A 13998-nucleotide genomic window follows, 5' to 3' on the forward strand; every position below is an offset into this window, starting at 1 on the left:
TGCTTGGGTCGAACGAACTTTCGGTATCGGCTACCCTCGACGCCAGATTGTTTCGGCCCTGCGCTCCCTCGCAGCTCCGAAGCGGGTCTCACGACTCCCCAATGAGAGACTGAAGATGCAAGACATCCATTCCCACAAGATCCTGATCCTCGATTTCGGTTCCCAGTACACACAGCTGATCGCGCGTCGCGTGCGTGAGCTGGGCGTGTTCTCCGAGGTGCGTGCCTTCGACATCACCGAAGAAGAGATCCGCGAGTACAACCCCAACGGCATCATCCTGGCCGGTGGCCCGGAATCCGTCACCGAGCTGGACTCGCCGCGTGCGCCTGAGTGCGTGTTCGAGATGGGTCTGCCGGTGTTCGGCATCTGTTACGGCATGCAGACCATGGCCGAGCAGCTCGGCGGCAAGGTCGAAGGCTCCAACGTGCGCGAATTCGGCTATGCCCAGATTCGTGTCGACGGTGAATCCGCGCTGTTCAAGGACATCAAGGACCACCTGGACGACGAAGGCCGCCCGCTGCTCGACGTCTGGATGAGCCACGGTGACAAGGTCGCGAAAGTCCCGGAGACCTTCACCGTCACCGCTTCCACCCCGAGCTGCCCGATCGCCGCCATGGCGTGGGAAGAGAAGCAGTTCTACGGCGTGCAGTTCCACCCGGAAGTCACCCACACCCTGCAGGGCCAGCGCATCCTCGAGCACTTCGTGATCGAGATCTGCCAGTCCGAGCGTCTGTGGACTCCGGCCAAGATCATCGAAGACCTCACGGATCGCGTTCGCGCTCAGGTCGGTGACCGCAAGGTGCTGCTCGGCCTGTCCGGCGGTGTCGACTCCTCCGTGGTCGCGGCGCTGTTGCACAAGGCCATCGGCGACCAGCTGACCTGCGTCTTCGTCGACAACGGCCTGCTGCGCAAGAAGGAAGGCGACCAGGTCATGGAAACCTTCTCTCGCCACATGGGCGTGAAGGTCATCCGTGTTGACGCTGAAGACCTCTTCCTCGGCAAGCTGGCTGGCGTCAGCGACCCGGAAGCCAAGCGCAAGGCCATCGGCAACACCTTCATCGAAGTGTTCGATGCCGAAGCCGCCAAGCTCAAGGATGTCGATTTCCTCGCCCAGGGCACCATCTACCCGGACGTGATCGAATCCGCTGCCAGCAAGACCGGCAAGTCCCACGTCATCAAGTCCCACCACAATGTCGGCGGCCTGCCGGACGACATGAAGATGGAACTGGTCGAGCCGCTGCGCGAACTGTTCAAGGACGAAGTCCGCAAGGTCGGCCTCGAACTCGGCCTGCCCTACGACATGGTCTACCGTCACCCCTTCCCGGGGCCGGGTCTGGGCGTGCGTATCCTCGGTGAAGTGAAGAAGGAATACGCAGACATCCTGCGTGAAGCCGACGCCATCTTCATCGAAGAGCTGCACAACTTCGACTGGTACCACAAGACCAGCCAGGCGTTCGCCGTCTTCCTGCCGGTCAAGTCCGTCGGCGTCGTCGGCGATGGCCGTCGTTACGAGTGGGTCATCGCCATTCGTGCCGTCGAGACCGTCGACTTCATGACTGCCCGCTGGGCGCACCTGCCGTATGAGCTGCTGGAGAAGGTCTCCAACCGCATCATCAACGAGCTGGAGCACGTCTCGCGCGTCACCTATGACGTCAGCAGCAAGCCGCCGGCCACCATCGAGTGGGAATGATCGCCTGACGATCACCCCTCGCTGAGCTGACGCAGCGTTCTGTCTTGACGGTCTCTTGAACTGATCGAGACGAGAACGCAGCAAGCAAAAAGCCCTTCTAGCCATCAGGCCGGAAGGGCTTTTTTGTGGACGCGATTCAGGAAACGCAAACCGCCTTGTTTACTCCAGCTCGGCTCATTCCTGCTTGGCTCACTCCTGCTTGACTGGCGGCTGCCTGGCCTTGCTCAGGTCGAGTCGGACACCGTGGGCGGAGTGGAAGAAGCCGAAGTCGGCCATCAGGCGGGTGTCGCCTGCGGGTGTTTGCCATTCGACTTCGGCGCGGTGATTGCGCACTTCGTGCATTACGGCGTCGTATTTCAGCAGCAGTGAGTCCGGTTCGGCTTCCTCGGTCTTCACATCCCATTGTGTGACGACCAGCACGTAGTCGCCGAGTTGTGGCTGATAGGTGGATTCGAGACGCGCTCCCACAAGTTGCAGCGTCAGTGGCGTGTGATTCGCTGACAAGGCGAGGTGGTGACGGAGGTAGTCGCCGAGCTGATCCGCCAGTGGCTGCGGCAGGGGCTGGCTTGGTGCCTGCTCGCCAAGGGCTGCCAGTTCCGGCGCGGCGATCAGCAGGTCTTCACGCGGGAATTGGAGCGTGAGGTGCAGCGTGTGTTGCGGTTGCTGCTCGAATGTCAGCACGCTGCCGGGCAGGGCGTGGGCGTGAGCCGTCTCGATGAGGCCGCCTCCCGCCCCGCTGGCCCCATTGCCGAGGGAGATCACGGCAAGGGCGAGCAGGGCGGTGCGCCAGGAAGCGCGCCGGCTCATTCGGTCTGGCCGCCGTAGTCGTCGGTGCGATCCCGCCATACCGAGTGGGGATGGTTGCCGACCTTGTTGGTCGACTTGTTCGACTGCAACGAGAATTCGATCCACAGCGACGGGCCGTGTATGCGCACATAATCGTTTTCGGCGCTGACCTGCGGCGTGCCGGAGAAGCCGAGATAGGTCTCGGGAAGCTCGGAGGTGTACTTCTCCATGTAGGCCGCGGCTTCGGGGGCGGAGATGTCGTCCACGTAGGTCTCGATGGCCGTCAGCAGCAGCGCTCGCTGGTCATCATCCAACTCGGAGACCGGCATGCCTTCATAGCTTTCGGGGATGGCATCGTCGGCCTGGGGGCCAGCGAGGATATCGCGGTAGGTGCCTTCCAGCGTGGCCTCAGCCTTCTGATCATCGGAGAGCGAGCTCAACAGGGTGGCGAAGGCATCGCGTTCCTGGGTCAGCGGCTCGTTTACGCGGCCGTTCATCTCGAAATAGGGGAAGGGTTCCACACCACGGAAGGAGGGCGTGGCACCAGCCAGCTTGCCGTCGGTGTAGGTGTTGGCGAAGGCCATGTGGTGGCCGCCGTAGTACAGCTCCCAGGTGCCGGACTCGCCGGGCGTGCCGAGGAAGGCGAACTTGGTGTTGTAGGAGGAGTAACCGGCCTTGTAGTCGGTGCTGACGGTGTTGATGTAGTCATCGGCGTTGAGCGTCTGGAGCATCTCGTCGAAGCCTTCATCGGGCGCGTGGCCGGTGGCTTCCAGCATGATGGCTTTGACGAGGCCGCGCTGCTTGATGTTCAGCTCGCCCAGCAGCACACCGGGGCGTTTCGGGAAGGCGCCAGCGGGCAGATTGCTCCAGTTCTCGGCCTCTGCGAGGGAGTAGTCATGCTGCAGATTCTGCAGGATGTCATCGTCGGAGATATCCGCCTTGAGCAGATCAATCAGGCACAGCATGCGCTCATAACCGGGTGTGTCGCCGCACTCGGCAGCGCTCTCGGGGATGGGCACGCTCTGCATCTGGGTGCTGGTGTCGCCCATGCGCGCGCGCAGTGCCTCGCTCAGGGCCTGGTCTTCCGCTGACATCGGCGGCGGGCCATCGTGATCGGGCGGCGGCCCGTCGTGCCCTTGTTGTGCGAGGACGGGGAAGGACAGGAGCGCGGCCAGCGCGGCTCCTCCGGTCACTGCGAGACGTCGGGACATCGTTGGGCCTATTTTCCGGGGACAGGAGGAAAACCTTAGCCCGCCTGACGTCGAGCAGGAAGCTCTGGGGCGATGATTTTTTTGTGCACATGCCGGGGCCTGTGCGTCGGCTGGCGACGACAGCTACGGGCCATGTCACGGCTCACGCCAGTGTCAGGTCACCGTCGTATTCGAAGCGTCTTTCCTCGCCGGTGACGGGGTCAATGAACTCGAATCCCTTGGAGAGCAGCTGCAAGGGGCGCACGTAGTCATCCGGCGAGAGCGGTTGCAGCACGGGGTAGTAGCGGTCATTCAGGATCGGCCAGCCCAGCGTCTGCATATGTACGCGTAGCTGGTGGGTTCTGCCGGTGACAGGGTGCAGCTCGAACAATGCCTGGCTGTCTGTCTGCTGCACGCAGCGAATCACCGAGTGGCTGTTGGCCGCGCCCTCGGTGACATGGATGCGGAAGCGTTGCTCGCTCTGCTCGAGACGATTCTTCACCTCCCACTGCTGGCCCACCAGGGATTCATCGCTGTGTATCTCGGCAATGGCCTGATAGGTCTTGTGGATATTCCGCGACTTGAACAGCTGATGGTAGAGGGGGCGCGTGTCGGGATTGACGGAGCACAGCACCAGCCCCGCCGTGACCCTATCCAGCCGATGCACCGCCTGTAGCGCCTCTATCCCGGTGCGCTTGCGCAGTCGCTGCTGCAGGCACTCGTTCACGTACAGGCCGCCGGGTGTCACCGGCAGGAAGTGCGGCTTGTAGGCCACCAGAATGTGCTCATCCTGATAGAGAATCCGCTCCGCGAAGGGGATGCTCGGCTCGCTTGCCACCTCGCGGTAATAGAACACGCGCAGGTGCGGCTGGTAGGGCGACTCTGGCGTAATCCGCGAGCCATCATCGCGATGCACCTTGCCCTCGGCCATGCGCTCGCGCCAGCGTGACTCGGCAATCGCCGGAAACTTGAGCAGCAGATACTCCAGCACCGTCGTCACACCGGGATTGACCTGAGGCAGGCTCAGCTTGGAAGGACGCGCGGAAATGGACATGGAAGGCCTGAGGTTGGGAGGAGCGGCTTGAGGGAGCCATTGTACAGGGTGAGGTGGGGAGCGAGTGGTATCAAGTTCAATTAAAATTGTAAATTATCAAAACATTTCACACCGTGTACTATTTTAAATAAGTTTCGCTAATTTCAACCAAATCTTTAAAATGCCTTTAGATGTTATAGGTTGTAAATGCTTGTAAGTGAGCCTCACGTGTGGTCTTATAAAGCAAACCATGTGTGCTAATTACCCATTGTCATTGTTATTTTTTGTTCTTGTAAATGGTTTTGAGGACATTGATTAAAATCACACTGTGTGAAATTTATTTCTTATCTTCTTTATGTTTGTTTCTTGCGTTATTTTTTGATTGCAATAGAAGTCCATAAGCTTTTCTTTAGTTGTATACATGAAGGTTAGATGGAGGATGATATATGATTAACTTTAGGAGTATTGTAGGTAAGGTTGTTACAAGCAAAGATATTAGTCGAGTAGAGCTAGATTTTGGGGCATTAACTATTGATAATGCAGTGTTAAAAGGTGAGGGTTATAGGTTTTATGATGGGCTTTTGTATCAGATGGTTCAATTTAGAACGAGTCCTATTCGTGTTGCCCAAACTGATATTGTTCACAATGAAGCAATTAAGCATATGGGGAGCGAGATTACTAGAGCGCGCTCATCAATAAATCAAGCATTAAGATCAGCTAAAAAGCAGTTGCATATAAGTGACGAGAATATAGAAGCAGCTAGAGCACTATTAGATTCGATGGATGATGAGAAGAGTATATGTGAAAATCGCTTGTTAAAATACTATGGTTTAATTGGTGCTGAAGTAATAGAGTCAGATAAATATCTTGATATTTCAAAGTTGTTGGCTAAGTACTTTTCAACTACAGCGCCTTTTGAAAAATCTAAGGATAAAAAGAATGAGTTTCCAGATGCTATAGCTTTATTGTCTCTTGAAGCTTGGGGCGAAGAGAATAAGATTAACGTTTTAGCTGTAAGTCAAGATATAGGTTGGAAAGATTTTGCTGAAAGCTCAAACAGAATAACTGTTGTAAGCACATTACCTGAAGCCTTAGAAATTCTTCAGCCTCATAGTCAAGTGGTAAGTATTATGGGGCAGATTATTGAAGATTCTATGCTTCAAGAAGATAATCATATACTAGATAGCATTGAAAGCAATCTGATAAGTAGCGTAGAGAACTATGAGGTCGCAGTAACAGCAAGCTCATATCTATATTTTGAATGGGATAATGTGTCTATTTCCTATATTTCTCATGAACTTGATTGTGATGAGCACGGCGAAGTAGTTGTGAATGTTGTTAGCATTAGCGGCGGTGTGGTTGTTTTAAAGCTATCCGCAACTGTCGATGTAGAAGTGGAAGCTGATTTCAGTTTTTATATGAAAGACTTTGTGGATGATAGCTATATGAATCTAGTTAATACCACTCACACTGCTAAAGAAAAATATAACACAGCAATTCTGCTAACGCTTACAGGTGATTTTTCTCAAGATTTTAAGAACTTAAATGTCGATAGAGTAGAGGTTTTAGAAACTTTACAAGAAGCGAACTTTGGTGATGTTGAACCAATGTGATAGATTTTAGTGCTAGTGGCTGATCAGAGGATTGATTTATATTTTTTTGGCAATTATTTATATAATTCAGATGTTTGGCCGCTTGAAGAAAAAGCCCTCCCGGCGTCGCCGGGAGGGCTTTTTCATGCGTCTTGCGGACTACGTTCACCGATGGGGTGATCTGCGGGGTTCTACTGAGATCAGACCGTTACATCGGGTGTTGCTCTTCTTCGTAGAGCTCGGCCTTGGCGTCGCGTAGGACATCTTCGCAGGCGCTGTGGTTGGCCAGTTGCAGCATCAGATTCTGGCTGAGGGCAAAGCCCTTGCCCAGGCAGGTGTCGACCTCTTCGCGGGTGAGCGCCGGGGTGACATTGCAGTCAATCTTCATCGTACGACTACCGCCATCAAAGCGGTCGGCGAGGGCGCGCAAGCGCCAGGCAAGCCGTGTTTTCCAGCGGGCGGTGGGGTCGGGGCCTTCCGTCACGTCGAGCGTGCAACGCCATTCAGGTTTGTAGACCTTCATGTGAACCTCCTCGGCTGGTCGTTTTCAATGATCGATCGTGATGTTCTGCTCCGCGTGCTGTGCTTGATGTCGTGCCTTGTTGCTCGTACCAGAAATGCGTTCCAGTCGTGCATATGACAGTCGTGCTCGAGACTCGCGCGCCATCTTGATCGACGACAGGCCGAGCCTCTCTCTCACCATACGAGTTTTGGCGCCGAGATACATCAGTCTGAGTGTAAACGTTGCTTATCCTGATGTATCTGCAACAGCTGCTCCAGCGCCAGATGCAGCCAGTCGAAAGTATCAAGGGGCCTCACGACCCGCGCTGGCTCGCCACTTTGTGCAGCGGTGGCGGGGCTGTCAGGCGGAGTGTGCTCACCCAGCAGCTCCGCCAGGCTCTCGATCTGGATGCCTTCGCGTAATGCGAATGTCTCAAGCTCGCCACTGGCCAGCCAGATCTCCTGAATCACCGTCGGCACCGCACTCATGGCACAGGCGTAGTCGAGAATCTCGCCGCGCTCGCGTTCTGCTGCAATGCGCGCGGCATGCGCCAGCAGTTGGGCGCTCAAGGCCGGAAAGCACGCCTTTGCAATGCGGGCCGGCAGGTGAGAGTCGCCAGGCCCGGGCGCTTGCCAGCAGCGCAGCGCAGGAGAGGGCTGGGTGGAAGAGCCCGGCATTGAAGCGTCTGACGACGGGCAAGCAGAGGGATGATCAGTCTTGGAGGCCATGTGGATAAACTCCAGCGCGAAGGGCGAACCGGCAGGCCGGCCGAGGGTCGAGGGGCGAGGGCCCAGGGTCAGGGCGAGGCAGCAAAGGCGCTAGCCGCTGATGAATCAGACAGCGAGAAAGGCAGAGTGTTGGATGGCGGGAGAGTCAGCGTCTCTTGTGCGGCAGTCACTGCTGCTGTTTTGCCCAACAATGGCAGCTCGCGGATGCTAAACCCGCAGATGAAGCAGGCGTTTGCGCCAAAGAGGCACGAGGTGGGTCTGGGCTGCCAAGTGATTAATTTTGCGAGAAAAATCATCGATCAATGCAACCAGGCAGCCACTTGGTGCGTACACAGCAACACGTGCCCGCTGCGTTGCAGCGCAGGCCCATTCCCCCTGGAGAGAATTGACATGACGAAGTACGCCGATCGAATCCGCATTTCCCTGTTGCTGCTGCGCCTCGGGGTCTTCCTCGTGATCACGATGTGGACACTGGACAAGTTCTTCAATCCTGGCCACGCCGCCGCCATCTTCGAGAAGTTCTATGCCATCGGTGGCATGGGCGAGGGCATCGTCATCGCGATTGCCGTCATCGAGATGGTGTTGTTGCTGCTGTTCGTCACCGGCGTGAAGAAGACCCTCACCTACGGTCTGGTGCTGTTGCTGCACGCCGGGTCTACCTTCTCTGCCTTCAAGCAGTATCTGGACCCGTTCGATCACCTGCTGTTCTTCGCCGCCTGGCCGATGCTGGCCGCCTGTGTCGCGCTGTTCATGCTGCGCGAGATCGACACCTGCTTCACCCTCGGTGGCAAGCAGGCGCGTCTTGAGGAAGAAGCGGCACGCTAAGTGCCCGTGGCCGAGCTGGCTGCAAGGTTCAGCCAAAGCTCTTGCTGAGATGACACACAAAAGCGCCGCTCGGGACATGCCCGGGCGGCGCTTTTGTGTGGGGAGGTATCGCCATCGTGCGTCTTCGTGTGGCCTTGCTTGCTTGCGCCGGGGAGAGTGGGGGCTCCAGCGTCGTTATGTGTGGTTTCTTGTTTTGTTTATCCAAAAGACAATCAGTTGGCTTATGTGCAGGTGGTAAAGCCCATGATTGTCTCTGCTGTGCTTCATAATCGGCATTACGTAATCATCTGATGGCAAGGCCCACAGTCAGTACTGTGCTTGCTCAGGTAACGTCATGCCTTGCTACGCCATGCGGGATTTCTGCTGCAGGCCCAGTGAGTCACTCAGCACCTTGAGGGCGCTGGAGAAGTCCTCGGCTTCGCTCGCCTGTGCGAGACTCTCCGCGCTGGCCTTCTCGCTGACGACACTGTTTGCGCTGCTCTTGTCGCGGGTCTTGTCGCTGACGCTGGTCATTCCACTGCCGCTGGCCATGCCGCGATCGCTGGCGATCACCTGACCGACGGAGTGAGCAGTGTCGCTGCCGAGTGCGTCGTCACTGGCATTGCGCGCAATGATGGCGTGGAGGGCCGGCAGGCTGGCGTGATTGTGGAACTGCCAGACGCCATAGATGCGGCCATCGAAGGAGGCTTCACTGCCGAGCGTCGGGTCGACGGCAAGGCCGGCGCCCAGCCCGAACATGTAGAGGCCCGCAAGACGCTGGCCGTGGATGTCGCAGGGGTTGCCGTTGGCATCGGAATCCAGTCCGCCGTTCACTTCACGTAGCGTGATGGGCTGATGATGGGCGTCGCTGATGGTGGGCAGAATCGGCTGATAGCCATTGCACTGCACCACGATGGGCGCGTCGGCGAGCACTTCGCTGGCCAGTTCCAGGCGCTGGGCACTGCCGGGACCGGTCTGTACCAGCTGGATGTCCATTGCGCACTCTTCGATGCGGCCGGTGGCCAGTATTTCCTGACCGATGGCCAGCGCCCGGTAGCGCAGCCCGCCGGAACGGTTGATGCGACCGCTGATCGGGCATACATCGCGCTCGGCATCGTAGTGATAGCCTGCGGCGCGCGCTTCTTCGGCATTCTCGAAGAACAGCCGAATCGGCGAGCGATGCAGCAGGGTGATCTCCTTGACGCGGGTATTGCGCAGCGCGTCGGCCAGCACGTCGAGCATCGAGAAGGCGCTGTGCGAGCCCCCCACCACACAGACGCGACCACCACGGCGCAGACGCGGCAGCAGCAGGCTGCGCAGCTGCCCCGGCGGCATGCGCAACAGCTCATCGCCGCTGTAGATGCGTACGCGCCGCGACGGTGTCAGTCCCTGACGGTGGAGGCTCTGGGTCAATCGCTCCGGGCACTGCTGGCCGCCCAGATTGAGCACCAGGTTCTCGGTGCGCAGCCGCGACGTGCGCTGGGCCACTTCCGGTTCATGCGAGAGGGTCAGAATGCTGGTGCCGTCGAGGTACTGCAGCGTGTCCAGGCTGGTGCCGCACCACATCTCGACGCCCGGCAGGGCGGTGATGTGCGCCAATACCAGGGCACTGGCGGCTTCCAGCAGCTCGCCGATCTCATCGAGTCGCGGGGAGGAGTAGGGGTCGGCGCGGATTCGCTCCAGGCAGGGTTCGCCTTCGAGCGGGGCCAGCACGTCGGCGAGTGCCGGGTCGCGCAGGCAGTCGAGGAATACATCGCCGACCGAGTTGGCGGTGATGCGATATTCGCCCAGCCGACCAGCGCCAAGCTTGCCGCTGGCGTGGGTGCCGCCGGCATCGAGAATCAACAGTCCGTGGCGGGCCAGTGTCGTGATCTGGCCTGTCTTGAGGGCATTGAACAGAAATCCCATGCCTGCCGGGCCGACACCGGCCACGATACATCCGTAGCCCGTGATTCTTGAGAGGTCCTTCATGTCGTCTTGCTCCCTGGGTCGTAGTGACATCTTGTGGCTGTTTGGGTAGAGAGGCGTGATCCCCTCTGACAGCTGGCGGCTTGAAGACTGCGCCGCTCTATTGCTGCTCCCCTGTCGTCGGGGCAGCGGTGACCGTGGTGTTGCGGGCGGCAAAGATCGCCTGTCCGTGCGATATCATTTGCTCTTTGACGTGCTATTACAGCAACTTGCATGCGCGTTATGCCGTGCATTTCGGCAATGAAACTGCCGGATTCACGTCAATGCTGTTTCCATGGTGTTGCCGGTTCTGAGTGCCGGTTCTGAGTGCCGGTTCTGAGTGCCGGTTCTGAGTGCCGGTTCTGAGTGCCGGTTCTGAGTGCCGGCGACCTGTGCCTTGCACCGGGCTTGATGACCGGTTTCATGACCAGCGTGATGAGCGGCTTCGCACGAGCTGTCAGTACGCTTGCAACGATCCAATTCGGGAGACCACCCCGAGATCGAAAACGTCTATGCGGCACAGACAGCATTTCGCTATCTGCAAGTCATTGATATTCATGACATCGATTCAGATTTAGTCTCTGGGCGCGCAGCGACACCACTGCAGTAGCCGAGCGGTATCCAGCAGCACATCACTGATGAGAGGTGGCATTCCTCATGCCCGGCATGGGGGTGGGCCCATCTCGGTATGCGCCAATCCTGGTGTGTCATTGGCACTGATGGTCTGAGGCAGATAACAAGAACGTCGCGATGACTATTCCGTCATGAGTAGCGACGTTATTTGTGTGAATACGCTGCATGAATCAAGGCTCGGGAAACATCGACAATCTGATATGCGTTTCCGTGTCATGTCATGCCAACTGACCGTTGGCCATTTTGTTTAATTAACGATAATTAATAAATGATATTTGGCGGGAATCGAATCCTGTTGTGATGAAAATCATGCTTTGAGTTGAGTCACGTTCGAGCTGGCTCATACGGTGTGCTGAGAGGTGAGTCTGGCGGGCAAGAGAGAGCGTTGCTCAAAAAGGCTATCTCGCCTGGGGAGCCGGTATCAGGCGCGGGCATCCGTGGCAGGCGTTAGTGGCCACGCTCTGCTATGCTCTGCGCCCGCGCGTAAGCCCGTTCGGCTCGTGCCTGTTCATCGATTGAAGGAATGTCCCCGTGACTGACGCCACCGCCACCCCTGCCTTTGCCTCTCTGGCGCTGGCGCCCGAGCTGCTCGACAACCTCGCCACGCTCGAATATCACACCATGACGCCGATTCAGGCGCAGAGCCTGCCGCCGATGCTGCAAGGCCGCGATGTCATCGCCCAGGGCCAGACCGGCTCCGGCAAGACCGCTGCCTTCGGCCTTGGGCTGCTGTCGCGTCTCAAGGTCTCGCGCTTCCGTGTGCAGTCACTGGTGCTGTGTCCGACACGTGAGCTGGCCGATCAGGTCGCCGGCGAGATCCGTCGTCTGGCGCGCGGCCTGCACAACGTCAAGGTGCTGGCTCTATGCGGCGGCGCGCCCTTCGGCCCGCAGCTGGGCTCGCTGGAACACGGTGCGCACATCATCGTCGGCACGCCGGGGCGCGTGGATGAGCACCTGCGCAAGGGCAGCCTGAGCCTGGTCGAGCTCAATACCCTGGTGCTGGATGAAGCCGACCGCATGCTCGACATGGGCTTCGCCGAGGTGCTGGATGCCATCGTCGCCGAGACCCCGGAAGAGCGTCAGACGCTGCTGTTCAGCGCGACCTTCGCCGATGGCGTGCGTCCGATCGCCGAGCGCATGCTGCGTGATCCGGTCAGCATCGAGGTGGCTTCCACCCACGATGACAGCAGCATCCGTCAGCTGTTTCACCGTGTCGCCGATGACGAGGCGCGCTTCGAGGCGCTGCGTATCCTGCTGCTCAAGTACCGCCCGGAATCCAGCGTGGTGTTCTGCAACACCAAGCGTCAGGCGCAGGAAGTCAGCGATGCGCTCAATGAGCACGGCTTCAGTGCCATGGCGCTGCACGGTGATCTCGAACAGCGCGAGCGTGACCAGACGCTGGTGATGTTCGCCAACAAGAGCACCTCGATTCTGGTGGCTACCGATGTCGCGGCGCGCGGGCTGGATATCGAAGCGCTGGATGCGGTGTTCAACTACGAGATCGCGCGTGATCTCGATGCTCACGTGCACCGTGTCGGGCGTACCGGCCGTGCCGGCAGCTCCGGCATCGCCTGCACGCTTTACACCGAGAAGGAAGACTATCGCCTGACCAAGCTGGGCGAATTCCTCGAGCAGACGCTGGAAGCCGAGCCGCTGCCCTCGAAAAGCATGCTGACGCGCGAGCCGTTCCATGCGCGCATGGCGACGCTGCAGATCGACGGTGGCAAGAAGGACAAGCTGCGCCCCGGCGACATCCTCGGCGCGCTGACCGGTGACGGCGGCCTGGAAGGCAGCAAGATCGGCAAGATCAAGGTGCTGGCGCGGACCACCTTCCTCGCCGTGGAGCGTGATGTCGCCAAGTCGGCACTCACCCAGCTGATGAACGGCAAGCTCAAGGGGCGCTCCTTCCGCGCGCGTCGTCTCAAGAGCTGAGGCGGGCAGCGTCGGCGCAATGCTCGAGCAGTGTCGGTGACGTGTCTGACCGGTAGCGGCGAGAACCCTGAGAGGGACTGAACCAGGCATTTCATCTGCCATGCGACCTTGATATCACCCCAAGCGATGCCCGCCACCACGGCGGGCATCGTGCTTTTTGAGCAGCAGATTGACGCTCGCAGCCGCTGCGGGCGGTGGCTACGCTTGAGGTAACGTCCCTGACCATCAGGGCGCTGATTCGGTACCTCGTGATGACTGCCAACGCCGTCGATAATCTTCGCATTCGTGAAGAACGTCTCATTGATCATGAGCGCATCTACCGCATTCATGAATCCGTCTTTGCCGGCCATCGTGAAGCGCGCCTGGGTGACAGATTGCGTCGAGGCAATCTGGCGCAGATCTCGCTGGTGGCCGAGCGTGTCACCGACCCGGAGACCGGTCGCCACCTCAGTGAAGGCGAGGGCGGCCTGCTGGGGCATGTGATGGTGTCGCGCGTGGAGCTTTCCGGCTACCCGGACCGCGTGCTGATGGCGTTGGCGCCGCTGGCGGTGCTGCCCCAGCATCAGCGTCACGGCATCGGCAAGCGGCTGGTGATCTCGGCGGTCAAGCGCTGCCGGCTGCTGGGGGCGGGGGCCGTGGTGGCGGCAGGCCATGCGGATTTCTATACCCATCTGGGCTTTCATCCGGCGTGTCATTACGGGCTCTACTGCCATCATGACGACGTGCCGGGTTCCTTCGTCGCCTTCGAGCTGCTGCCGGACTACCTGGAGGGGCTGGGCGGTGAAGTGCAGTTTCCCGATACCTTCTCTGAGCTTGGTATTTGATCAGCAACAGGCAACTCGGCGTTGCGTGACCCTTGAAACTACAAGGCTCCCGCTCCATGTCATGGGTAACACCACGTGGCAGCCTGAGTGTGATGGCAGCTGTCGCGTCATTCCGACCGATGATTCAAGGAGAGACATCATGAAGCTCAAGACTCTGGGTAGTTCGCTGATGATTGCCATGCTCGGTCTCGGTGGCCTGTCGCTCGCCGGTTGCGAGGACGAAGGCCCGATGGAGAAGGCCGGTGAGAAGATGGACAACGCCGTCGAGGAAGCCGGTGATAGCGTCGAGAACGCCACCGATAGCTGAGGCTCGGCTGTCAGCGCCGCGATGAGTCGC

The 13998-nt window shown here is 58.8% G+C and carries 12 protein-coding genes; 6 read left to right on the forward strand and 6 right to left on the reverse strand.

Annotated elements, in window-relative coordinates:
- The first annotated feature begins 115 nt into the window (after positions 1-115).
- Positions 116-1690 carry a glutamine-hydrolyzing GMP synthase gene (gene guaA, locus HA399_RS01995; RefSeq protein ID WP_054555315.1) on the forward strand — a complete coding sequence of 525 codons (1575 nt, stop codon included), beginning with the start codon at positions 116-118 and terminating at the stop codon, positions 1688-1690.
- Between the two features lie 189 nt (positions 1691-1879).
- Here guaA and HA399_RS02000 read toward each other — a convergent pair whose 3' ends face one another.
- The 3 genes from HA399_RS02000 to HA399_RS02010 form a co-directional block, all read right to left on the reverse strand.
- On the reverse strand, positions 1880-2497 hold the full coding sequence (locus HA399_RS02000) for a hypothetical protein (protein ID WP_404325876.1): 618 nt from the start codon (positions 2495-2497) through the stop codon (positions 1880-1882).
- A complete protein-coding gene (locus tag HA399_RS02005; protein WP_404325877.1) occupies positions 2494-3687 on the reverse strand; it encodes a DUF3500 domain-containing protein in 1194 nt (397 codons plus the stop codon). Before HA399_RS02005 ends, HA399_RS02000 begins: the two co-directional genes overlap by 4 nt.
- A gap of 142 nt (positions 3688-3829) precedes the next feature.
- Positions 3830-4720: a pseudouridine synthase gene (locus tag HA399_RS02010; protein WP_404325878.1), complete on the reverse strand. Its 891-nt coding sequence runs from the start codon at positions 4718-4720 to the stop codon at positions 3830-3832.
- A gap of 425 nt (positions 4721-5145) precedes the next feature.
- Between HA399_RS02010 and HA399_RS02015 the strand changes: the two genes are divergently transcribed.
- Complete coding sequence (locus HA399_RS02015) at positions 5146-6312, forward strand: PIN domain-containing protein (protein ID WP_404325880.1); 1167 nt, start codon at positions 5146-5148, stop codon at positions 6310-6312.
- A gap of 187 nt (positions 6313-6499) precedes the next feature.
- Here HA399_RS02015 and HA399_RS02020 read toward each other — a convergent pair whose 3' ends face one another.
- Positions 6500-6814, reverse strand: coding sequence for a hypothetical protein (locus HA399_RS02020; protein ID WP_043333722.1), 315 nt, complete (start codon positions 6812-6814; stop codon positions 6500-6502).
- Between the two features lie 203 nt (positions 6815-7017).
- A complete protein-coding gene (locus HA399_RS02025; protein ID WP_043333723.1) occupies positions 7018-7362 on the reverse strand; it encodes a hypothetical protein in 345 nt (114 codons plus the stop codon).
- A gap of 549 nt (positions 7363-7911) precedes the next feature.
- On the opposite strand from HA399_RS02025, the gene HA399_RS02030 reads away from it, so the two are divergent.
- Positions 7912-8346: a hypothetical protein gene (locus HA399_RS02030; RefSeq protein ID WP_043333725.1), complete on the forward strand. Its 435-nt coding sequence runs from the start codon at positions 7912-7914 to the stop codon at positions 8344-8346.
- A gap of 342 nt (positions 8347-8688) precedes the next feature.
- Here the strand turns inward: HA399_RS02030 and HA399_RS02035 are convergent, their stop codons facing one another.
- Positions 8689-10296, reverse strand: a complete 1608-nt coding sequence (locus HA399_RS02035; protein ID WP_404325882.1) for a hypothetical protein — start codon at positions 10294-10296, stop codon at positions 8689-8691.
- Positions 10297-11436: 1140 nt separating this feature from the next.
- Between HA399_RS02035 and dbpA the strand changes: the two genes are divergently transcribed.
- From dbpA to HA399_RS02050, 3 genes are all read left to right on the forward strand, one after another.
- A complete protein-coding gene (gene dbpA, locus HA399_RS02040) occupies positions 11437-12837 on the forward strand; it encodes an ATP-dependent RNA helicase DbpA (protein ID WP_404325884.1) in 1401 nt (466 codons plus the stop codon).
- Positions 12838-13088: 251 nt separating this feature from the next.
- Positions 13089-13661: a GNAT family N-acetyltransferase gene (locus HA399_RS02045; RefSeq protein WP_054555319.1), complete on the forward strand. Its 573-nt coding sequence runs from the start codon at positions 13089-13091 to the stop codon at positions 13659-13661.
- 139 nt (positions 13662-13800) lie between these two features.
- On the forward strand, positions 13801-13968 hold the full coding sequence (locus HA399_RS02050; RefSeq protein ID WP_166019763.1) for a hypothetical protein: 168 nt from the start codon (positions 13801-13803) through the stop codon (positions 13966-13968).
- Positions 13969-13998: the final 30 nt, after the last annotated feature.

The sequence above is a fragment of the Cobetia sp. UIB-001 genome (assembly GCF_044789135.1).
GTDB classification, from domain to species: domain Bacteria; phylum Pseudomonadota; class Gammaproteobacteria; order Pseudomonadales; family Halomonadaceae; genus Cobetia; species Cobetia amphilecti.